We start from the raw sequence: 22,065 nt of genomic DNA, 5'->3' as shown, positions 1-22,065 counted from the left end.
TTTGCGAATAGGTAACATTTTGATACACTAAAAATAGCGAAAGGAATTGGCATAGGCTGGTTCCTTTCTCTTAGATAAGGGAGTAATATGAAAAAGTTATTATTAGCTACAACACTTTCACTGACACTAGTTCTAGGAGGGTGTCAGTATCTACCTTGGAACAAAACTATTGAACCAGTATCCGAGGAAGTAGCAAGTCCAGAGATAGATTACAGTTACTATAATAAAGTTTTGGATGACTATGAAAAAGTAGCGAAAGGCACCTTAGCGACAGGTATGGATGTCAATCCTCTGGCTAGTCAAGTAAAGTCTTCTCAAGGCTTTTATACAGATGTGGTTTACCACAAGACAGATTTGAATAATGACGGAGTGGATGAACTCTTGCTTGCTCTTGAAATGAAGAGTGGCGAAAAGAGTTTGCTTGATATCCGTACGCTGAAAGACGAAAAGGTGATTCGTTTGACCAATCAAGAAAATCGTTTAGACCAGATTGGTGAAAGAATGACAGTCGGTATCTTGCCAGATAATTCTCTGCTCTATCGTGGGGCTGGTACAGCAACGAGTCACATCTATGCTCACTACCAATTTAGTGAAGATGGGCAGTCTTTGGTAAAGGCTAAGGAAGCTCAAGAACTAGCGGATCTTGGGGTCGGTTCTCCCATTTCTCTGGAGACTTTAAGCTGGAAATCAGTTTCAGATAAACTTCCTAGCGGGAGCAGTGCAGACAAGGGGACAGAGAAAACTAAACCAATCGTAGATTATAGTCCTTATAATAGCATTTTGAAGGATTATGAATTTCTTCTAGACCATAAATCAGAAGTTAAGGATACTATCAATCTAACCGCTAATATCTATGCAGGGATGGCAGAACGCAGTCAAGCCTTTACCTATACAATGGTTGATATGGATAAAAATGGTATTGATGAATTGATTGTCTCTTCGAAAAATGGTAGTGAGATTTTAGATATTTTTACACTCAAAGATCAGAAAGTTATTCGCCTCACCAATGCTGAAAATAAAATGCAGATGCTTGGAACACGTTTCAAGGCCTATCTATTAGAAAATGGTAATCTCTATACCCAGTGGAATCCGTTCGCAGGAGATCCACAGACCATTCATACCATTTGGAAATTGAATAGTAGTGGGGACAAACTAGAGAAGGTTAAAGAAGCTAAGACAGAGGATGAAGTCAGTCCTGGTGCTCGAATGAATCTATCTAGTCTGACTTGGAAATCTGTAACAGAAAAATTTGCTGCAACAGCCTCTTCATCAAATCAAAATACTTCTGGGAAAATGAATATTAACGCCATAAAAAATGGAGATTTCTCTAGTATTGAGGGAAAATGGAGTAAAGGTAATGGTGGAGAAGATTTAGTTTTTAGTAAGGATGGGCTAGTGGCTCCAGAACAGTTTACAGTTGACCTTGCAGAATCAGAAATAGTCAATGATTTTCTACGAGCTCGCTATTCAGGTCCAGCTTTTGGAGTCTTTATTCAATTCATACCAGCAGGTGTTAGAATACCTGACGAGACATCTATGGATGGAATAATATCAGACGCTTCGGATATTAGTAAAGATAGAATCATCTATCGTGCTTCATTTCCAGTACATAATAAACCAGAACAATTCTTATATCGTGTAGAATAAGAGTGAAACATATTCATTTAATTAATAGCACTTCACGCACATGGGAATGCCCAATCTTTCTTCTGCAGAGTCAAATAAGAATTTCCCAAAACACATTGACAAAAGCCAACATTTTTTGTAAAATAAGAATCAATTAAATACCAACACCGAATGAAGTTTAATAGAAGTGGCGAATCGTTTGATTTTCCATGACTGTAAATGGACGGAACTCTGGAGAGACCGTAAAGGCACCGAAGGGGCAAGGCAGGCAACTGCTCAAACTCTCAGGTAAAAGGACAGAGCTAGGATAGACCGCTTTTTGGCATTTATCTAAGCATTCCAGAGTACATGTATCTTGCATGTGCTCTTTCTTTTGGGGTTGAAAAGATAGGAGAAGGAAATGTTAGAATTGCTTAAATCAATCGATGCTTTTGCTTGGGGCCCACCCCTCTTGATTTTATTGGTCGGGACAGGGATTTACCTAACTGCCTGTCTAGGACTCTTGCAGGTTTTGCGTCTGCCCAAGGCCTTTCAACTTATTTTTACCAAGGATAAGGGGCATGGCGATGTATCCAGCTTTGCGGCCTTGTGTACAGCCCTAGCAGCGACAGTTGGTACGGGAAATATTATCGGGGTGGCGACGGCTATCAAGGTCGGTGGCCCAGGAGCCCTCTTTTGGATGTGGATGGCGGCTTTCTTTGGGATGGCTACCAAGTATGCGGAAGGCCTACTAGCTATCAAATACCGTACCAAGGACGACCATGGTGCAGTGGCGGGAGGTCCCATGCACTATATTCTTCTAGGGATGGGAGAAAAGTGGCGTCCCCTTGCCATCTTCTTTGCCCTGGCAGGTGTGTTAGTAGCTTTATTGGGAATCGGGACCTTCACTCAAGTTAACTCGATTACAGAATCTATCCAAAATACAACGACTATTTCGCCAGCTATCACAGCTCTTGTGTTGTCTGTATTTGTAGCAATTGCAGTCTTTGGTGGACTCAAGTCCATTTCAAAGGTTTCAACTACTGTTGTTCCTTTTATGGCCATCATCTATATTTTGGGAACTCTTACAGTTATTTTCTTTAATATTGGAAAAATTCCTGCTACAATCGCTTTAATCTTGACATCAGCATTTAGTCCTGTTGCTGCGGTCGGTGGATTTGCCGGTGCTAGCATTCGAATGGCTATTCAAAATGGTGTAGCGCGAGGTGTTTTCTCGAACGAATCTGGTCTAGGTTCTGCTCCCATTGCAGCAGCTGCAGCTAAGACAAACGAACCAGTAGAGCAAGGATTGATTTCCATGACAGGAACCTTTATTGACACCCTCATTATCTGTACCTTGACTGGTTTAACCATCTTGGTAACTGGTGTTTGGAGTGGTGATTTGAATGGAGTTGCCTTGACTCAGTCAGCCTTCTCAACAGTCTTTTCACACTTTGGACCTGCCCTCTTAACAATCTTCCTTGTGCTCTTTGCCTTTACAACGATTCTTGGTTGGAACTACTATGGAGAACGCTGTTTCGAGTTCCTCTTTGGGGTTCGCTTTATCTGGCTCTACCGTGTGGTCTTTGTGCTCATGGTCTTGCTAGGAGGATTTATCGAGTTGGATATGGTTTGGATTATCGCAGATATTGTCAATGCCTTGATGGCTCTGCCTAACTTGATTGCCCTCTTAGTTTTATCGCCAGTCGTTATTGCTGAAACTAAAAAGTATTTTAATAAATAATGAAATCACACAGCTCGTGTGATTTTTTGCTTTCATAAAAAATTTCTATCAGTGCAATTTAAAATATATATTATGCAAGGTATAGAATCTGTGATAGACTAGATTTCAACAACATGAAAAGAGGTTTTATGATGACAACATTTACCATCCATACAGTAGAATCAGCACCAGCAGAAGTGAAAGAAGTTCTTGAAACAGTAGAAAAAGATAATAATGGCTATATTCCCAATCTAATCGGTCTCTTGGCTAATGCACCGACTGCTTTAGAGGCTTATCGTACTGTCGGAGCCATCAATCGTCGCAACAGCTTGACGCCTGTTGAGCGTGAAGTGGTGCAGATCACTGCAGCTGTGACCAATGGTTGTGCCTTCTGCGTCGCAGGTCACACAGCCTTTTCCATCAAACAAATCCAGATGAATGATGATCTTCTGCAAGCCCTTCGCAATCGTACTCCAATTGAAACAGATCCTAAATTGGACACCCTAGCTAAGTTTACCTTGGCGGTAATCAATACCAAGGGTCGTGTAGGAGATGAAGCCTTGGCTGAGTTTTTAGAAGCTGGCTACACCCAACAAAATGCCTTGGATGTGGTTCTTGGTGTCAGCCTAGCAAGCCTCTGTAACTATGCCAACAACCTAGCCAATACACCAATTAATCCAGAATTGCAACCTTATGCTTAATTCATATCTGAGTAAAATGAAGTCTGAAATCATCGGACTTCGTTTTTTTAAGTCCTCATTTAAGCGCTTTTATGCTATACTGAAACTAACATGATTATTGGAGGTTAGGATGAAAAAACTCCCCTTGGTATTTTCTGGATGTTTGCTAGGTTTAGCAGGAGCTGGAAATCTTATTTTAGATACGTTGCCGGTTCTGTCACATCTTTTTAGTCTGACAGGTTTGGTTTTGTGGATTTACTTTCTGATTTTTCATCTCTTTAATTGGAAAGAAACCAAGCAAGAGTTGACCAAACCCCCTCTCTTGTCAGGGATGGCCACCTTTCCCATGGCTGGGATGATTTTATCAACTTATGTCTTTCGCTTGTTTCCTCATCTTCCTTTAGTCGCGCAAGGGCTCTGGTGGTTTTCATTTCTCTTGGATGTGGCCTTGATTGCTGGTTTCACCATCAAGTTTGCCTGTCCAGGAAAGAGAGTCAGTGCGACTCCAAGCTGGACGGTTCTCTATGTAGGGATAGCAGTGGCAGCTTTGACCTATCCTCTTGTCGGTATCATCGAAATTGCCTATGCGACCTTGAGTTTTGGTTTTCTCCTAACCTTCTATCTCTATCCGCTTATTTATAGCGATTTAAAGAAACATCCACTCCCACTAGCCATGCTTGGACAAGAAGGAATCTATTGTGCTCCCTTCTCTCTACTTTTGGCTTCCCTAGTTCGAGTTGGAGGAGCCAGCCTACCGACTTGGCTCTTGATTGCCATGATTTTGGCTTCTCAAACTTTCTTTTTCTTTGTTTTGACTCGCCTGCCCAATATTTTAAAACAAGGCTTTCAACCAGCCTTCTCAGCCCTCACCTTCCCGACCATTATCACAGCTACCTCGCTCAAGATGGCTCAGGGAATCTTGAAACTTCCATTTTTGGATTATTTAGTACTGGCTGAAACCGCTATTTGCTTAATTATTTTAGTCTTTGTGTTAGGCGCTTATCTGAATTGGTTACGAAAAAAGGTCTAGCTAGAAATAGCTAAACCTTATTTTTTATGGTTTGATAACTTCAGCTCCACCCATGTATGGACGAAGTGCTTCTGGGATGGTCACAGAACCATCTTCATTTTGGTAGTTTTCAAGAATAGCAGCCACTGTACGTCCAACTGCAAGTCCAGAACCGTTCAAGGTATGGAGCAATTTCACCTTGCCATCTGCTTCATCACGGTAACGGATTTGGGCACGACGGGCTTGGAAATCTTCTGTGTTTGAACAGCTTGAAATTTCACGGTAGGTATTTTGTGCTGGAATCCAAACTTCCAAGTCGTAAGTCTTCGCAGCTGAGAAGCCCATATCTCCAGTAGAGAGAGCAACGACACGGTATGGAAGGTTAAGTTTTTGAAGAATGTTTTCAGCATTGGCTGTCATTTTTTCCAATTCTTCGTAAGATTCTTCTGGTTTGGCAAATTTAACCATTTCAACCTTGTGGAATTGGTGCAAACGAATCAAGCCACGAGTATCACGACCAGCAGAACCAGCCTCAGAACGGAATGAAGGACTCATAGCAGTGAAGTAGATTGGCAGGTCTTTACCATCAAGGATTTCATCACGGTAGTAGTTTGTTAGAGGAACTTCAGCTGTAGGAATGAGGACATAATTGCTGTCGCTCAATTCAAAAGTATCTTCCTTGAATTTTGGATATTGACCAGTACCAAACATAGAATCGTGGTTAACCATGTAAGGTGTGATGACTTCAGTGTAGCCTTCTTTTCCATGTTCATCCAACATAAAGTTGTAAATAGCACGTTCCAAACGAGCGCCGAGACCTTTATAGAAGAGGAAGCGAGCTCCTGTTACCTTACCACCACGTTCCCAGTCAAGGATGCCAAGGTCTTCACCCAGATCCCAGTGAGCTTTAGGTTCGAAATCAAACTCGCGTGGAGTACCCCAACGGCGAACTTCCACATTGTCATCTTCGTCAACCCCAACAGGAACGCTATCAGCTGGAATATTTGGAAGAGTAGTGGTAAATTCTGTCAATTTAGCATCGATTTCTGCCAATTCAGCATCCAAGGCTTTGACTTCAGCAGATAGAGTTTGCATGGCAGCAATCTTGTCATCTGCATTTTCCTTGTTGCGCTTAGCTTGGGCAATCTCAGCAGAAACTGTGTTACGTTCTGCTTTTAAAGTTTCAACCTTGACCAAGATGTCACGACGTTTAGCATCGATTTCTTTCATCTCATTCAAGATAGCAGCATCTACACCACGTGTAGCCAATTTTTCTGCGACAGCATCAAAGTCTGTACGAATACGTTTGATATCTAACATAAGAACTCCTTTATGAAAAAAGCACACCTGACAAAGCGTTGGAGTGGCAGGGCCACGGTTCCATCCAACTTCACAGGTGTGCACTTGATTGTGTATGTAATTGTTACTAACGGTAGAATTTCACCTATCTCTCCTATCTGCTCGCAGCATCCGCAGACTTTCTGAAAGAAGAAGATAACCTACTTATCCGTTGGTATGATTATACTAAAGTTTCTACTTTTTTGCAAATAGATTTTTAAATTTTTGACCAATGGTCTGGAGTAGAGTCGGAAGTTTCACGACCTTGTCATTGCCCAGTTTTTCACGAGCAATTTTGAGAATGGCACCTGAGTCTTTTGAAGCAAAGAGGAATTTTCCTCTGTCTGTAAAGACTTCGAAGTGGCGACTGATTTTGCGACCAGTGACATTGGCCCCAATTTGGTTGATATGGCTCCAAGGAATCTGGATAAATTGTTCAACATTGACGTCGGGGTAAAATTCCAGAGCCTGATCTCCGACAAGGAATTTCCCAACTTTCCCAGCTATAGAGAGGTAGGAGGTGCCTGTCGTATTGAGGAGCACTGTTTTGTTAAGTGATTGAGCCATGCTTAGTTTTCCTTACTTTCACCGAAAAAGGCATTGTAGAGGGCTTTAATAGCTGCTTTCTCTTGATCCTTATGGACAACAAACATGATAGACACTTCACTAGAACCTTGAGACATCATCTGGATGTTGATCTTATTTTCAGATAGAGCACGTGTCGCAGTAGCAGTTACTCCGATATGGCTCTTCATCTTTTCTCCAACAATCATAATGATTGAAAGGTCGTGCTCGATTTCTGCATGGTCTACTTCAGCCTTTTGAACCAACTGACGAAGGATTTCTTCTTCCTTGATAGGAGTTAGTTCGCGAGAACGGAGAATGATTGAAAGATCGTCGATACCTGTTGGCATATGTTCCCAACCGATGTTAAGATCTTCAAGGATTTGAAGAACCTTGCGTCCAAATCCAACCTCACGGTTCATGAGGTATTTAGACATGTTGATGCTGACAAAGCCAGAGTCACCAGCAATTCCTACTACTGGAAATTCATCACTACTGTGTTTTAGAACGATACGAGTACCTGGATGATCAGGATTGTTGGTATTCTTGATAACCAGAGGAATTTTTCCACGGTAGGCGGGAAGAAGGGCTTCGTCATGAAGGACTGAGAAGCCTGCATAGGCCAACTCACGCATTTCACGGTAGGTCAACTCTGGGATAGAGTGTGGTTGGTGAATGATTCCTGGGTGAGCCGCAAAGATACCATCAACATCCGTAAAGTTTTCATAGAGGTCTGCCTTAACACCGGCAGCAATGATAGAACCTGTAATGTCTGATCCTCCACGTGAGAAGGTACAGATTTGATTTTCCTTGGTAACTCCAAAGAAACCAGGAATGACAAGAACTTCATTTGTATTTGTCAATTCTTCAATCTTGTCATAACTTGATGGAATGATGCGAGCGTGACCAGGTTCACTTGTGACCACAATACCAGCTTCTCTAGGGTGAACATAGCGTGCATCGATCCCGTTTTGATTAAAGTAGGCAGCGATCAATTTAGCATTGTTATTTTCACCGGCTGCTAGGAAAGTATCGTAGAGAAATTCGTTTTCTTCGATAGGAAGAGTAGCTAAGGCGCGAATACTTTTTGAAATTTTTTCTAGCACAGCTGGTTTTAGTTCCAATTCACTAACCATAGCAGCATAGCGGTCGATAATCCAGCTTTGGCTCTTGCTAATATCGTTACCAGCAACATAGTCGCGATAGTATTTAATCAAGGCATCCGTAACCTTAGTATCTTCAGCATTGCGTTTACCAGGCGCAGAAACAACGACAAAACGACGCTCTGAATCGCTTTTGACGATGTTTAAAACCTTTTCTAATTGACTAGCAGAGGCAAGAGAGCTACCTCCAAATTTAACAACTTTCATAAGAACTCCTAAAGTAAGTATTTTATACGATTATAGCAGAAAGAAAGCCTTTTTTCAATGAAGAAAATAAGATGCTTTCTAGTATAAAGCGAGCCTTTCTAATCGGCTGAGACACTTTTAGTTGATTTTTTCTTGCTTTCTGATTTTAAAAAAGATATACTTTGAAAATAAAATAATTTAAATAGCTTATAAAATAAAAAGGAGCCCTGATGGAACACATTATTTATCAGCTTGAAGAGGATTTGGCAATCCTTACCTTGAACCGTCCTGAGGTCGCAAATGGTTTTCATATCCCTATGTGCGAGGAGATTTTAGAAGCTCTGACTTTGGCAGAAGAGGATCCGGCTGTGCATTTTGTCTTAATCAACGCGAATGGCAAAGTCTTCTCTGTTGGTGGAGATTTAGTAGAGATGAAGCGAGCAGTAGATGAGGATGATATTCCATCATTGACAAAAATCGCAGAATTGGTCAATATTATTTCTTATAAAATCAAACAAATTGCTAAACCTGTCTTGATGGAGGTTGATGGGGCTGTTGCAGGTGCCGCAGCGAATATGGCTGTTGCTGCAGATTTCTGTCTGGCAACGGATAAGGCTAAATTTATCCAAGCTTTTGTTGGAGTTGGCTTGGCTCCGGATGCAGGAGGAATTCATCTCTTGAGTCGAAGTATTGGTGTGACGCGTGCTGCTCAATTAGCTATGACAGGTGAGGCTTTGAACGCAGAAAAAGCTCTAGAGTGGGGCCTGGTTTACCGTGTCTGTGAAGCTGATAAACTTGAAAAGACGAGAGAACAGCTTCTTAAAAAATTAAGACGTAGCTCAAGTAATTCCTATGCTGCCATTAAGAAGTTGGTTTGGGAGAGCCAATTCAAAGATTGGCAAGATTATGCTACTTTAGAACTGAACCTTCAGGGGTCACTAGCGAAAACAGAGGATTTCAAAGAGGGAGTTCGGGCTCATTCGGAAAGAAGAAGACCTAAATTTACAGGAAAATAAAAAAATACTTGCACCATTCTTTGAACTTTGATATAATTCTCTTGTCAAATGTTTTGATTCTAAAAGTTTTTTTGAAAAGGAGGGAAGGAAAGATTGGACTACCAACGAATTAATGAATATTTAACGTCTATATTTAACAATGTCCTCGTTATTGAGGAAGTTAGCTTGAGGGGTAGTCGTTTCAAGGATATCTCCATCAAAGAAATGCATACGATTGATGTGATTGGAAAAGTTCCAGATGTGACACCAAGTCAAGTGTCAAAAGAGTTGATGGTTACTCTTGGGACAGTTACGACTAGTTTGAATAATCTCGAACGCAAGGGTTACATTGAACGCATTCGTTCAGAACATGATCGACGTGTAGTGCATCTGCATTTGACAAAGAAAGGTCGCTTGGTTCATAGACTACATAAACGCTTCCACAAGGCTATGGTTGAAAAAATCATTGATGGTATGAGTAAGCAAGAGATGGAGGTTATGAGCAAAGGTTTGACCAATCTTTATCAATTTTTGGAGGATTTGAGATAATGGCTTTTGCAAAAATAAGCCAGGTTGCTCATTATGTGCCAGAGCAAGTGGTTACAAATCATGATTTGGCTCAGATTATGGATACCAATGATGAGTGGATTTCAAGTCGGACGGGAATACGACAAAGGCATATTTCAAGAACAGAATCTACTAGTGATTTGGCTACAGAAGTTGCCAAGAAACTGATGGCAAAAGCTGGAATCACAGGAGAGGAGTTGGATTTTATCATCCTAGCTACCATTACTCCAGATTCGATGATGCCCTCTACAGCTGCTCGTGTTCAAGCTAATATTGGTGCTAATAAGGCCTTTGTTTTTGACCTAACAGCAGCTTGCAGTGGATTTGTATTTGCTCTTTCAACTGCTGAAAAGTTTATCGCTTCTGGTCGCTTTCAAAAAGGCTTGGTGATTGGTAGTGAAACCCTCTCTAAAGCAGTCGATTGGTCAGATCGATCAACAGCTGTTTTGTTTGGAGATGGTGCTGGTGGTGTCTTGTTAGAAGCTAGCGAGCAAGAGCGTTTCTTGGCAGAGAGTCTCAATAGTGATGGGAGTCGTAGCGAGTGTCTAACTTATGGACATTCAGACTTGCATTCTCCGTTTTCAGATCAAGAAAGTGCAGATTCATTTTTGAAGATGGATGGGCGCGCAGTCTTTGATTTTGCTATTCGGGATGTAGCCAAGTCTATCAAGCAGACTATTGAAGAATCTCCTGTAGAGGCAACAGACTTGGATTATCTGCTACTTCATCAGGCTAATGACCGTATCTTGGATAAAATGGCTAAAAAAATTGGTGTTAACCGAGATAAACTTCCAGCCAATATGATGGAATATGGCAATACCAGTGCAGCCAGTATCCCGATTTTACTTTCAGAGTGTGTAGAACAAGGCCTCATCCGTTTAGATGGTAGCCAGACTGTTCTACTATCAGGCTTCGGTGGAGGCTTGACATGGGGCACGCTCATTCTTACAATTTAGGTAATCATGTGGTGAACACATTGTTATAAAAAAACTATTTATTTTAAAGGAGTCCTATCATGGCAGTATTTGAAAAAGTACAAGAAATTATCGTTGAAGAACTTGGAAAAGACGCATCAGAAGTAACACTTGAATCAACTTTTGATGATTTAGACGCAGATTCATTGGACTTGTTCCAAGTAATCTCAGAAATCGAAGATGCTTTTGATATCCAAATCGAAGCAGAAGATGACTTGAAAACAGTTGGTGACTTGGTTGCCTACGTTGAAGAGCAAACAAAATAAGCAGAATACAAATAGAAGGAGTAGGGAAACCCGCTCCCTCTTGTTTAGGCAATAGTTTGATTGTCAAATTATGACGGTATCGAACTATTACGTAAGCAAGAAACGATGGAGGCACTATGAAAACACGTATTACAGAATTATTGAACATTGATTATCCTATTTTCCAAGGAGGAATGGCCTGGGTTGCTGATGGTGATTTGGCAGGAGCTGTTTCCAAGGCTGGAGGACTAGGGATTATCGGTGGGGGGAATGCTCCTAAAGAAGTTGTCAAGGCAAATATTGATAAAATCAAATCATTGACTGATAAACCCTTTGGTGTCAACATCATGCTCTTGTCTCCCTTTGTGGAAGATATTGTAGACCTCGTTATCGAGGAAGAGGTTAAGGTAGTTACAACAGGCGCAGGAAATCCAAGCAAATACATGGAACGCTTCCATGAAGCTGGTATTACGGTTATTCCTGTTGTACCGAGTGTTGCCCTAGCTAAACGCATGGAAAAAATCGGTGCGGACGCTGTTATTGCAGAAGGAATGGAAGCTGGGGGGCATATCGGTAAATTAACAACCATGACCTTGGTGCGCCAGGTTGCTGCTGCTGTATCTATTCCTGTTATTGCTGCAGGAGGGATTGCGGATGGTGAAGGTGCTGCGGCTGGCTTTATGCTAGGTGCAGAAGCTGTTCAGGTTGGAACTCGCTTTGTCGTTGCAAAAGAGTCTAATGCCCATCCAAATTATAAGGCGAAAATTTTAAAAGCTAGAGATATTGATACTACGATTTCAGCTCAACACTTTGGACATGCTGTTCGTGCGATTAAAAATCAGTTGACTCGTGATTTTGAACAAGCTGAAAAAGATGCTTTTAAACAAGAAAATCCAGATTTGGAAATTTTTGAACAAATGGGAGCAGGTGCACTAGCCAAAGCGGTTGTTCACGGAGATGTGGATGGAGGCTCTGTCATGGCAGGTCAAATTGCAGGGCTTGTTTCCAAAGAAGAAACCGTTGAAGAAATCCTAAAAGATTTGTATTACGGAGCAGCTAAGAAAATTCAAGAAGAAGCCTCTCGTTGGGCAGGAGTTGTAAGAAATGACTAAAACAGCCTTTTTATTTGCTGGTCAAGGTGCCCAGTATCTAGGTATGGGACGGGATCTCTATGATCACTACCCTATTGTCAAAGAAACGATTGATCAAGCAAGTCAGGTACTCGGTTATGATTTGCGTCATCTTATTGATAGGGAAGAAGAAAAACTCAATCAGACCCGCTATACGCAACCAGCTATTTTAGCAACTTCAGTTGCTATTTACCGTTTATTACAAGAAATGGGCTATCAGCCTGATATGCTTGCTGGTTTGTCCCTTGGAGAATACTCTGCCTTGGTGGCTAGCGGTGCCTTGGATTTTGAAGAAGCTGTTGCCTTGGTTGCTAAGCGTGGCGCCTATATGGAAGAAGCGGCCCCTGCTGGTTCTGGCAAGATGGTAGCAGTTCTCAATACGCCAGTAGAGGTTATTGAAGAAGTCTGTCGAAAAGCTTCTGAACTTGGAGTAGTTACCCCAGCCAACTATAATACACCTGCACAAATCGTGATTGGTGGAGAAGTGGTAGCAGTTGATCGAGCTGTCGAACTCTTGCAGGAAGCAGGAGCTAAACGCTTGATTCCTCTTAAGGTTTCAGGACCTTTTCATACCGCTCTCCTTGAGCCTGCTAGCCAGAAACTAGCTGAAACTCTAGCTCAGGTAAGTTTTTCAGATTTTACTTGTCCTCTAGTTGGCAATACAGAAGCTGCAGTTATGCAAAAAGAAGACATTGCTCAACTCTTGACGCGTCAGGTCAAAGAGCCAGTTCGTTTCTATGAAAGTATTGCAGTTATGCAAGAAGCAGGCGTAACTAACTTTATCGAGATTGGACCGGGGAAAGTCTTGTCAGGCTTTGTCAAAAAAATTGATAAGACAGCTAAACTAGCCAATGTTGAAGATCAGGCTAGTTTGGAAACTTTGCTAGAAAACAAGTAATCCCTTCTCCCATAAATACAAGAGAAAACAGGAGAAAAGAATGCAACTAAAAAATAAAAATATCTTTATTACAGGTTCGAGTCGTGGAATTGGTCTTGCCATTGCCCATAAGTTTGCTCAAACAGGAGCCAATATTGTCTTAAACAGTCGTGGGACAATCTCAGAGGACTTGCTAGCAGAGTTTTCAAACTATGGTGTCAAGGTGGTTCCTATATCAGGAGACGTGTCCGATTTTGCAGACGCTAAGCGTATGGTTGATCAAGCTATTGCTGAGCTGGGTTCAGTAGATGTTTTGGTCAACAATGCAGGGATTACCCAAGATACCCTTATGCTCAAGATGACAGAAGCGGATTTTGAAAAAGTACTCAAGGTTAACTTGACTGGTGCCTTTAACATGACACAATCAGTCTTAAAACCGATGATGAAAGCCAGAGAAGGTGCTATCATTAATATGTCTAGTGTTGTTGGTTTGATGGGAAATATCGGTCAAGCTAACTATGCAGCTTCTAAGGCTGGTTTGATTGGTTTTACCAAGTCTGTGGCGCGTGAAGTGGCCAATCGCAATATCAGAGTTAATGCTATTGCACCTGGAATGATTGAGTCCGATATGACAGCTGTTCTATCAGACAAGGTAAAAGATGCTATGCTGGCACAAATTCCTATGAAAGAATTTGGGCAGGCAGAGCAGGTTGCAGATTTAACAGTATTTTTAGCAGGCCAAGATTATCTAACTGGTCAAGTGGTTGCCATTGATGGTGGCTTAAGTATGTAGCAGAAGCTAGAGGTAAAAAAGATGAAACTAAATCGCGTAGTAGTAACAGGTTATGGAGTAACATCTCCAATCGGAAATACACCAGAAGAATTTTGGAATAGTTTGACAACTGGAAAAATCGGAATTGGTCAAATTACGAAATTTGATCATAGTGACTTTGATGTGCATAATGCAGCAGAAATCCAAGATTTTCCTTTTGATAAATACTTTGTTAAGAAAGATACCAATCGTTTCGATAACTATTCTTTGTATGCCTTGTACGCAGCCCAAGAGGCTGTCAATCACGCTAATCTCGATGTAGAGACTCTTGATAAAGATCGTTTTGGTGTTATTGTGGCCTCTGGTATTGGTGGAATCAAGGAAATTGAAGATCAAGTGCTTCGCCTAAATGACAAAGGGCCAAAACGTGTGAAACCATTGACCCTTCCGAAAGCCTTGCCAAATATGGCTTCAGGAAATGTTGCTATGCGTTTTGGAGCAAACGGTGTTTGTAAATCTATCAATACTGCCTGCGCTTCATCAAATGACGCGATTGGGGATGCCTTCCGCTCAATTAAATTTGGTTTCCAAGACGTTATGTTGGTAGGTGGTTCAGAAGCCTCTATCACACCTTTTGCTATTGCTGGTTTCCAAGCCCTAACTGCTCTCTCAACTACAGAGGACCCAACTCGTGCTTCCATTCCATTTGATAAGGACCGTAATGGTTTTGTCATGGGTGAAGGTTCTGGGATGTTGGTTCTTGAAAGCCTTGAACACGCTGAAAAACGTGGGGCTACTATCCTGGCTGAAGTAGTTGGTTACGGAAATACTTGTGATGCTTACCACATGACTTCACCACATCCAGAAGGTCAGGGAGCTATCAAGGCCATTAAACTAGCCTTGGAAGAAGCTGAGATTTCTCCAGAGCAAGTAGCCTATGTCAATGCTCACGGAACGTCAACTCCTGCTAATGAAAAAGGAGAAAGTGGTGCGATTGTGGCTGTTCTTGGTAAGGAAGTGCCTGTATCATCAACCAAGTCTTTCACAGGACATTTGCTGGGGGCTGCAGGCGCGGTAGAAGCTATCGTAACAATCGAGGCTATGCGTCATAACTTTGTACCAATGACAGCTGGAACAAGTGAAGTATCAGATTATATCGAAGCCAATGTCGTTTATGGACAAGGCTTGGAGCAAGAAATTCCATACGCTATTTCAAATACTTTTGGTTTTGGTGGCCACAATGCAGTTCTTGCTTTCAAACGTTGGGAGAATAAATAAGTATGAATTTAAACGATATTAAAGACTTGATGGCCCAATTTGACCAGTCAAGTTTGAGAGAATTTTCTTATAAAAATGGGACGGATGAGTTGCAGTTTAGCAAGAATGAAGCGAGACTGGTGTCTGAAGTTGCAGCTCAAGTCGCTCCGGCGCCCATTCTAGCAACACCAAGTCCAGTAGCTCCTACATCTGCTCCAGTAGAAACTGTAGTGGAAGAAACTTCGGCTCCAGCTGAAGCAAGTGTAGTTGCTGAGGGAGATCTTGTAGAGAGCCCACTTGTTGGAGTGGCTTACTTGGCTGCTGGCCCAGATAAACCTGCCTTTGTAACAGTTGGTGATAGTGTTAAAAAAGGTCAAACATTGGTCATTATCGAAGCCATGAAAGTCATGAATGAAATTCCAGCACCTAAGGATGGTGTGGTAACGGAAATTCTCGTTTCTAACGAAGAAATGGTTGAGTTTGGTAAAGGATTGGTACGTATCAAATGATCGATATTCAAGGAATCAAAGAAGCCCTTCCCCACCGTTATCCTATGCTACTAGTAGACCGTGTGTTGGAAGTGAGCGAGGATACCATTGTTGCCATCAAAAATGTGACCATCAATGAGCCCTTCTTTAATGGTCATTTCCCTCAATACCCTGTTATGCCAGGTGTTCTGATCATGGAAGCCTTGGCGCAAACAGCGGGTGTCTTGGAGTTGTCTAAACCTGAAAATAAAGGGAAACTGGTCTTTTACGCTGGTATGGACAAGGTTAAGTTTAAGAAGCAAGTTGTACCAGGCGACCAATTGGTTATGACAGCGACTTTTGTAAAACGTCGTGGCACCATTGCTGTGGTTGAAGCAAAGGCTGAAGTGGATGGCAAGCTTGCAGCTAGTGGTACTCTAACCTTTGCAATTGGGAACTAAGGAGGTTCTCCATGTTTCGAAAAATTTTAATTGCCAATCGTGGTGAAATTGCGGTTCGTATTATCCGTGCGGCGCGTGAACTGGGGATCGCGACGGTGGCTGTTTATTCAACTGCTGATAAGGAAGCCCTTCATACGCTTTTGGCAGATGAAGCGGTTTGTATCGGTCCTGGTAAATCAACTGAGTCTTATCTCAATATCAATGCGGTTCTATCAGCTGCAGTCTTGACTGAGGCAGAAGCCATTCACCCCGGTTTTGGCTTTCTCAGTGAAAATTCCAAATTTGCAACCATGTGTGAAGAGGTGGGGATTAAGTTTATCGGCCCATCTGGTCATGTCATGGATATGATGGGAGACAAAATCAATGCGCGTGCTCAGATGATAAAAGCAGGTGTGCCTGTCATTCCAGGTTCAGATGGAGAAGTCCATAACTCTGAAGAAGCTTTGATTGTTGCTGAAAAAATTGGCTATCCTGTTATGCTCAAGGCTTCAGCAGGTGGTGGTGGTAAAGGGATTCGTAAGGTTGAAAAACCAGAAGACCTCGTATCAGCCTTTGAAACGGCCTCTAGCGAAGCCAAGGCAAATTATGGCAATGGTGCCATGTACATAGAACGGGTTATCTATCCAGCTCGTCACATTGAGGTTCAAATTCTAGGAGATGAGCATGGACATGTGATTCACTTGGGGGAACGGGATTGTTCTCTTCAACGGAATAACCAAAAGGTTTTAGAAGAAAGTCCTTCAATTGCAATCGGCAAAACGCTACGCAATGAAATTGGTTCTGCTGCTGTTCGAGCTGCAGAGTCTGTTGGCTATGAGAATGCAGGGACCATTGAGTTTCTGCTTGATGAAGCAAGTGGCAATTTCTATTTCATGGAAATGAATACACGTGTTCAGGTAGAGCATCCAGTAACAGAGTTTGTTTCAGGTGTGGATATCGTTAAGGAACAGATTCGCATTGCGGCAGGTCAGCCTCTGTCTGTTAAGCAAGAAGATATTGTTCTACGTGGGCATGCTATCGAGTGTCGGATCAATGCAGAAAATCCAGCCTTCAACTTTGCTCCTAGTCCAGGTAAGATTACCAATCTCTATCTGCCAAGTGGTGGAGTTGGCTTGCGCGTGGATTCAGCAGTTTATCCAGGCTATACCATTCCACCTTATTATGATAGTATGATTGCCAAAATCATCGTACACGGCGAAAATCGTTTTGACGCCTTGATGAAAATGCAACGTGCCCTCTATGAATTAGAGATTGAAGGGGTGCAGACCAATGCAGATTTCCAGCTTGACCTTATTTCAGATCGCAATGTCATTGCTGGAGATTACGATACTTCCTTCTTGATGGAAACCTTTTTACCCAAATATCAAGAAAAAGAATAAAATGACTTCAAGAGTTTAAACCGAAAAGGGGAATCAATGACTCTATTTAGTAAAAAAGATAAGTATATTCGAATCAATCCCAATCGTTCGGTTAGGGAAAAACCTCAAGCCAAGCCAGAGGTTCCAGATGAATTATTCTCTCAGTGTCCAGGTTGTAAGCATACCATCTATCAGAAGGATCTGGGAAGTGAGCGCATCTGTCCACATTGTAGCTATACCTTTCGTATTTCTGCCCAAGAACGCTTGGCTTTGACGATTGATATGGGAACCTTCAAGGAATTGTTTACAGGGATTGAGAGCAAGGATCCCTTGCATTTCCCTGGTTATCAAAAGAAACTAGCAACTATGCGTGAAAAAACAGGTCTGGATGAAGCCGTTGTGACAGGAACAGCTCTTATAAAAGGTCAGACTGTGGCTCTTGGGATTATGGATTCCAACTTTATCATGGCTTCTATGGGTACGGTTGTAGGGGAAAAAATCACTCGTTTGTTTGAGTATGCGACGGTTGAACAATTACCAGTTATTCTCTTCACAGCCTCTGGTGGGGCCCGTATGCAGGAAGGAATCATGAGTCTCATGCAGATGGCCAAGATCTCTGCAGCGGTTAAACGCCATTCAAATGCAGGCCTCTTTTACCTTACCATTTTGACTGATCCAACGACAGGTGGTGTGACAGCTTCTTTCGCTATGGAAGGCGATATCATTTTGGCTGAACCACAGAGTTTGGTTGGTTTTGCAGGGCGTCGTGTGATTGAAAACACGGTTCGTGAAAGCTTGCCTGAGGATTTCCAAAAGGCAGAATTTCTACTTGAGCATGGCTTTGTGGATGCTATCGTTAAAAGAAGAGATTTGCCAGATACGATTGCAAGCCTAGTCAGATTGCATGGAGGGGGTCCTAGATGAATATTGCAAAAATAGTCAGAGAAGCGCGTGAGCAGAGTCGCTTGACAACCTTGGACTTTGCTGCAGGCATTTTTGATGACTTTATCCAATTACACGGTGACCGTTCTTTTCGTGACGATGGTGCAGTTGTTGGTGGTATTGGCTGGCTTGGAGAGCAAGCTGTAACAGTGGTTGGTATCCAAAAAGGCAAGAGTTTACAAGATAACCTTAAACGGAATTTTGGTCAACCGCATCCAGAAGGTTACCGCAAGGCCCTACGGTTGATGAAACAGGCTGAAAAGTTTGGCCGTCCAGTAGTGACCTTTATCAACACAGCAGGTGCCTATCCTGGTGTCGGAGCAGAAGAACGCGGACAGGGAGAAGCTATTGCTCGCAATCTCATGGAAATGAGTGATTTGAAAGTTCCTATTATTGCTATCATTATCGGTGAAGGTGGTTCTGGTGGGGCTCTGGCTCTAGCAGTCGCAGACCGTGTTTGGATGCTGGAAAATTCTATCTATGCCATTCTCAGTCCAGAAGGTTTTGCTTCCATTCTATGGAAAGATGGCAGTCGTGCCATGGAAGCGGCAGAACTGATGAAAATCACTTCGCATGAACTGTTAGAAATGGACGTGGTGGACAAGGTGATTTCTGAAGCAGGACTTTCTAGTAAAGAACTGATTAAGAGTGTCAAGAAAGAACTTCAAACTGAGCTAGCTATACTTTTACAAAAACCGTTAGAAGCGTTGTTGGAAGAGCGTTACCAACGATTTAGAAAATACTAATACCTCAGAATACATAAAAACTAGAACTGGCAGTCAGTTCTAGTTTTTATGTGTTTCTTACTCTGTATCAAGGACGAAGTAAAAGGTGCTTGGAAGACCAAACACCTTTTCGATTATTCATTTTCTTCAGTTACAAATTGACTAAGCAGTCCATTGATAAAACGGGCTGATTTTTGATCTGAAAAATTCTTAGCAAGTTCAATAGCTTCATTGACTGCTACCAGCTGAGGTGTATCAAATGATGTGATTTCAAAGATACCTAAGCGTAGTAAGTTTTTTTCGACCAAAGTCAAGCGTTCAACTGTCCAGCCTGACTTGAGGTGCTGGTTGATTTGTTTATCCAACTCGTCTTTTTGAGCTTGAACGCCAGAAACCAAGTTCAGAAGAAAGGCAGGGATTTGCACATCTGCATCTTCACGGTCATGCGTGTAGGCAAAGTGACAAGCTGTTTCCATATCTGTGCCGAATTCAAGGCTCATGAGAGCTTGAAAAGCGCATTTACGAAGTTCGCGTCTAGATTCTAATAATGGACTAGTCATTGAGGAAGTCCTCGTTAAATAGATCTTTCAACTCAGGTTTTGGTGTTTTATCTGGAACGATTCCTGCAACATGGATGTTGACAGCAGAAAGTTCCACATCAGCCATATCACGAACAGCATCTTTGACTGCTTTTTGAATAGCAAGAGCAACTTTTGGTACCTTCACACCGTACTCAAGATAGAGGTAGATGTCAGCAGTTAGTTCTTCGTTGCTTTCTTTTAAGTAGACGCCACGACCAAGAGAGAGTTTTGATAGGGTATCAGATACGGATTTATTTGAAAATGAGTGGACACCATCAACTTTAGCAGTTGCGATGGCAATGATTTTTTCAAGTACACGTGGAGCGATAACGATTTCGCCAAATTGTTCTTCAGTTCCCATAGAATGACCTCTTTCTAGAGATTAGGCACGAGAAACGTAAGTTCCTTCTGCAGTGTTGATGATCAATTTTTGTCCAGCTTCGATGAAGTCAGGAACGTTGACAACAAGTCCAGTTTCCATAGTTGCTGGTTTACCAGAACCTGTAACAGTAGCACCCTTGATAGATGGTTGTGTTTCAGCAACTGTCAATTCAACAGTAGTTGGTACAGTTACACCGATTACTTCAGTTCCGTAGAATTGGATTTTCACATCAGAGTTTTCAAGGATGTAAAGCAATTCATTTTCAACGTTTACGACTGGGATTTCGTATTGGTCGTAAGTTTCAGTGTTCATGAAGTAGGCAGTTTCATCCATTTTGTACAAGTATTGAGCTGGAACAGTCTCGATAATAGCTTGTTCGAATTTTTCTTCTGGACGGTAGCTTGTATCAAAAGTAGAACCAGTACGGACATCACGTAATTTCATACGCATGATTGTGTTTCCTTTACCTGGTTTGTGGTGGCTAGCTTCCAAAACGCGGATCAATTTTCCGTCTGCAGTTTCAAATGTCATACCAGCTTTCAATTTGCTTGCTTCAATCATGTTTTTACCTCTTTAATAAATATTATTACTCTTCATTTTACCATAAAATCTTCTGGAAATAAAGCCAAAATAGTTAATGGGATTTGGTAGGGGAGAAAAGCTAATTTCTCAAAGTAACTTCCACTTGCCCAACCAAAGTGGAAATTAGTCTAAAACGGATTTTTATGGTGGAATTAAGTGTGAGACGTTTGAGTTAGAAATGAGGTCTACTATGACAAAACATAAACACCTTACCCTTTCAGACCGTAATGATATCCAATTAGGCTTAGAGCGCGGTGAAACCTTCAAAGCTATCGGACAATCCATTCTAAAAGACCCAACTACTGTTTCCAAAGAAGTCAAACGAAACAGACAAGTCCGAGAGTCTACATGCCATAACCTTCCTTGCCCTCTACTCGACAAAGCTCCCTTTGTCTGTAACGGCTGCCCTAAAAGAAGACAAAATTGTGGCTATAAGAAGATTTTCTACCTCGCTAAGCAAGCTCAAAAACAGTACGAACAAACTCTTATCGAAGCTCGTGAAGGAACTCCTCTCAATTCCAAGACATTCTGGGACATGGACAAAGTCATTTCTGATGGTGTTAAAAAGGGACAACACATCTATCATATCCTCAAAACTCATAACCTTGATGTCAGTTCCTCAACCGTCTATCGACACATCCGAAAAGGATACCTATCTATCGCTCCTATTGACCTAGCCAGAGCCGTTAAATTCAAAGAAAGACGGAAAAGTAAGCTACCTTCCATCCCTAAAGAAGCTAAAAAAGGCCGTTCCTATGAGGATTTCCAAAATTATTTGGCTCTTAAGCAACTGAACTCTTGGCTGGAAATGGACACCGTTATGGGCAGGATGGGAGGTAAAGTCCTACTCACCTTCAACCTGTCTTTCTGTAACTTTATCTTCGCTAGACTTCTGGATAATAAAACTACCCTTGAGGTTACCAAACACCTCTATGACATCAAGAACACTCTTCACCAAGCGGACAAAGATTTCTTCCAACTCTTCCCTGTCATCCTGACAGATAATGGTGGAGAGTTTGCCAGGGTTGATGACATCGAAATGGATGTGCGAGGAGAGAGTAAACTCTTCTTTTGTGACCCTAATCGCTCTGACCAGAAAGGGAGAATTGAGAAAAATCACACGCTGATTCGCGACATTCTACCTAAGGAAACTTCTTTTGACAACTTAACTCAAGAGGACATCAATCTCGTTTGTTCGCATGTCAACAGTGTCAAACGTGCTGCTTTGAATGGAAAGTCAGCCTATGAACTCTTTGCCTTTACTTACGGAGAAGAGATTCCTAAACTTCTAGGTATTTCTAAAATACCTGCAGAAGACGTCTGTCAGTCGTCTAAATTACTCCAACATAAGTTCTAAAAACTAACCTTTAACCGCATTCAAACGTCTCACACTAACTTCCACCATAGCGGAACTTAATCTGAAACGCTTTCAGATGAGGGGATTTTGTGCGCTCTTTTTTCTATTCATTTTGGCTACAAAAA

The 22,065-nt window shown here is 41.9% G+C and carries 24 protein-coding genes and 1 riboswitch; of the genes, 18 read left to right on the top strand and 6 right to left on the bottom strand.

The features are described from left to right. The first annotated feature begins 87 nt into the window (after positions 1–87). The 4 genes from O3599_RS06825 to O3599_RS06810 all read left to right on the top strand — a co-directional run bounded on the left by O3599_RS06825 (position 88) and on the right by O3599_RS06810 (position 5,038). The gene (locus tag O3599_RS06825) at positions 88–1,647 is read left to right on the top strand and encodes a DUF6287 domain-containing protein (RefSeq protein ID WP_371512364.1); all 1,560 of its coding nucleotides are present in this window, start codon (positions 88–90) and stop codon (positions 1,645–1,647) included. A gap of 200 nt (positions 1,648–1,847) precedes the next feature. Beyond that, positions 1,848–1,936, top strand: a riboswitch (glycine riboswitch). 90 nt (positions 1,937–2,026) lie between these two features. Further along, positions 2,027–3,349 carry an alanine/glycine:cation symporter family protein gene (locus tag O3599_RS06820; RefSeq protein ID WP_371512362.1) on the top strand — a complete coding sequence of 441 codons (1,323 nt, stop codon included), beginning with the start codon at positions 2,027–2,029 and terminating at the stop codon, positions 3,347–3,349. Positions 3,350–3,480: 131 nt separating this feature from the next. Beyond that, positions 3,481–4,029: a carboxymuconolactone decarboxylase family protein gene (locus O3599_RS06815; RefSeq protein ID WP_000206768.1), complete on the top strand. Its 549-nt coding sequence runs from the start codon at positions 3,481–3,483 to the stop codon at positions 4,027–4,029. 109 nt (positions 4,030–4,138) lie between these two features. Then, positions 4,139–5,038, top strand: a complete 900-nt coding sequence (locus O3599_RS06810; protein WP_084886595.1) for a TDT family transporter — start codon at positions 4,139–4,141, stop codon at positions 5,036–5,038. A gap of 24 nt (positions 5,039–5,062) precedes the next feature. Here O3599_RS06810 and serS read toward each other — a convergent pair whose 3' ends face one another. The 3 genes from serS to O3599_RS06795 all read right to left on the bottom strand — a co-directional run bounded on the left by serS (position 5,063) and on the right by O3599_RS06795 (position 8,289). After that, positions 5,063–6,337, bottom strand: a complete 1,275-nt coding sequence (gene serS / locus O3599_RS06805) for a serine--tRNA ligase (protein WP_000884220.1) — start codon at positions 6,335–6,337, stop codon at positions 5,063–5,065. A 213-nt stretch (positions 6,338–6,550) separates the two neighbouring features. Then, positions 6,551–6,922, bottom strand: a complete 372-nt coding sequence (locus O3599_RS06800; protein WP_033689300.1) for a DUF956 family protein — start codon at positions 6,920–6,922, stop codon at positions 6,551–6,553. Between the two features lie 2 nt (positions 6,923–6,924). Then, entirely contained in the window at positions 6,925–8,289 is a 1,365-nt protein-coding gene (locus O3599_RS06795; RefSeq protein WP_371512359.1) for an aspartate kinase, read from the bottom strand. Positions 8,290–8,498: 209 nt separating this feature from the next. Between O3599_RS06795 and O3599_RS06790 the strand changes: the two genes are divergently transcribed. From O3599_RS06790 to O3599_RS06730, 13 genes are all read left to right on the top strand, one after another. Next, the gene (locus tag O3599_RS06790; protein ID WP_371512357.1) at positions 8,499–9,284 is read left to right on the top strand and encodes an enoyl-CoA hydratase; all 786 of its coding nucleotides are present in this window, start codon (positions 8,499–8,501) and stop codon (positions 9,282–9,284) included. A gap of 93 nt (positions 9,285–9,377) precedes the next feature. Next, complete coding sequence (locus tag O3599_RS06785; protein ID WP_000386356.1) at positions 9,378–9,812, top strand: MarR family winged helix-turn-helix transcriptional regulator; 435 nt, start codon at positions 9,378–9,380, stop codon at positions 9,810–9,812. Then, the gene (locus O3599_RS06780) at positions 9,812–10,786 is read left to right on the top strand and encodes a beta-ketoacyl-ACP synthase III (RefSeq protein ID WP_371512355.1); all 975 of its coding nucleotides are present in this window, start codon (positions 9,812–9,814) and stop codon (positions 10,784–10,786) included. Before O3599_RS06785 ends, O3599_RS06780 begins: the two co-directional genes overlap by 1 nt. Before the next feature lie 59 nt (positions 10,787–10,845). Next, positions 10,846–11,070, top strand: a complete 225-nt coding sequence (locus tag O3599_RS06775; protein WP_000257838.1) for an acyl carrier protein — start codon at positions 10,846–10,848, stop codon at positions 11,068–11,070. Between the two features lie 116 nt (positions 11,071–11,186). Continuing rightward, the gene (gene fabK / locus O3599_RS06770; protein WP_020901586.1) at positions 11,187–12,161 is read left to right on the top strand and encodes an enoyl-[acyl-carrier-protein] reductase FabK; all 975 of its coding nucleotides are present in this window, start codon (positions 11,187–11,189) and stop codon (positions 12,159–12,161) included. Next, positions 12,154–13,077 (top strand): ACP S-malonyltransferase, encoded by a 924-nt coding sequence (gene fabD, locus O3599_RS06765; RefSeq protein WP_070528825.1) that lies wholly within the window; start codon positions 12,154–12,156, stop codon positions 13,075–13,077. The genes fabK and fabD overlap by 8 nt, the downstream gene beginning before the upstream one ends. Before the next feature lie 40 nt (positions 13,078–13,117). Beyond that, entirely contained in the window at positions 13,118–13,849 is a 732-nt protein-coding gene (gene fabG, locus O3599_RS06760) for a 3-oxoacyl-[acyl-carrier-protein] reductase (RefSeq protein WP_261099826.1), read from the top strand. 21 nt (positions 13,850–13,870) lie between these two features. After that, positions 13,871–15,106: a beta-ketoacyl-ACP synthase II gene (gene fabF, locus O3599_RS06755; protein WP_000774075.1), complete on the top strand. Its 1,236-nt coding sequence runs from the start codon at positions 13,871–13,873 to the stop codon at positions 15,104–15,106. Between the two features lie 2 nt (positions 15,107–15,108). After that, on the top strand, positions 15,109–15,594 hold the full coding sequence (accB, locus tag O3599_RS06750) for an acetyl-CoA carboxylase biotin carboxyl carrier protein (RefSeq protein ID WP_020901590.1): 486 nt from the start codon (positions 15,109–15,111) through the stop codon (positions 15,592–15,594). Continuing rightward, a complete protein-coding gene (fabZ, locus tag O3599_RS06745) occupies positions 15,591–16,013 on the top strand; it encodes a 3-hydroxyacyl-ACP dehydratase FabZ (RefSeq protein WP_000565515.1) in 423 nt (140 codons plus the stop codon). Before accB ends, fabZ begins: the two co-directional genes overlap by 4 nt. 11 nt (positions 16,014–16,024) lie before the next feature. Continuing rightward, a complete protein-coding gene (gene accC / locus O3599_RS06740) occupies positions 16,025–17,392 on the top strand; it encodes an acetyl-CoA carboxylase biotin carboxylase subunit (RefSeq protein WP_084923684.1) in 1,368 nt (455 codons plus the stop codon). Positions 17,393–17,428: 36 nt separating this feature from the next. Beyond that, the gene (accD, locus tag O3599_RS06735) at positions 17,429–18,295 is read left to right on the top strand and encodes an acetyl-CoA carboxylase, carboxyltransferase subunit beta (protein ID WP_371512350.1); all 867 of its coding nucleotides are present in this window, start codon (positions 17,429–17,431) and stop codon (positions 18,293–18,295) included. Next, positions 18,292–19,059, top strand: coding sequence for an acetyl-CoA carboxylase carboxyl transferase subunit alpha (locus O3599_RS06730; RefSeq protein WP_261099828.1), 768 nt, complete (start codon positions 18,292–18,294; stop codon positions 19,057–19,059). Before accD ends, O3599_RS06730 begins: the two co-directional genes overlap by 4 nt. Before the next feature lie 113 nt (positions 19,060–19,172). Here the strand turns inward: O3599_RS06730 and nusB are convergent, their stop codons facing one another. From nusB to efp, 3 genes are read right to left on the bottom strand one after another with little or no spacing between them, the layout of a single operon-like run. Next, positions 19,173–19,598 carry a transcription antitermination factor NusB gene (gene nusB, locus O3599_RS06725; protein WP_000203638.1) on the bottom strand — a complete coding sequence of 142 codons (426 nt, stop codon included), beginning with the start codon at positions 19,596–19,598 and terminating at the stop codon, positions 19,173–19,175. Next, positions 19,591–19,980 (bottom strand): Asp23/Gls24 family envelope stress response protein, encoded by a 390-nt coding sequence (locus tag O3599_RS06720; RefSeq protein ID WP_125422616.1) that lies wholly within the window; start codon positions 19,978–19,980, stop codon positions 19,591–19,593. Before O3599_RS06720 ends, nusB begins: the two co-directional genes overlap by 8 nt. A 21-nt stretch (positions 19,981–20,001) precedes the next feature. Next, a complete protein-coding gene (gene efp / locus O3599_RS06715) occupies positions 20,002–20,562 on the bottom strand; it encodes an elongation factor P (RefSeq protein ID WP_000568643.1) in 561 nt (186 codons plus the stop codon). Between the two features lie 211 nt (positions 20,563–20,773). Here efp and O3599_RS06710 point away from each other — a divergent pair, with 211 nt between their 5' ends. Further along, positions 20,774–21,940 carry an IS30 family transposase gene (locus O3599_RS06710; protein WP_371512347.1) on the top strand — a complete coding sequence of 389 codons (1,167 nt, stop codon included), beginning with the start codon at positions 20,774–20,776 and terminating at the stop codon, positions 21,938–21,940. Positions 21,941–22,065 lie beyond the last annotated feature (125 nt).

The sequence above is a fragment of the Streptococcus sp. 27098_8_103 genome (assembly GCF_041432345.1).
Lineage (GTDB): Bacteria > Bacillota > Bacilli > Lactobacillales > Streptococcaceae > Streptococcus > Streptococcus mitis_BV.
The sequence above is the reverse complement of the archived record's forward strand: the minus strand, read 5'-3'. Positions and strand labels throughout refer to the sequence as shown.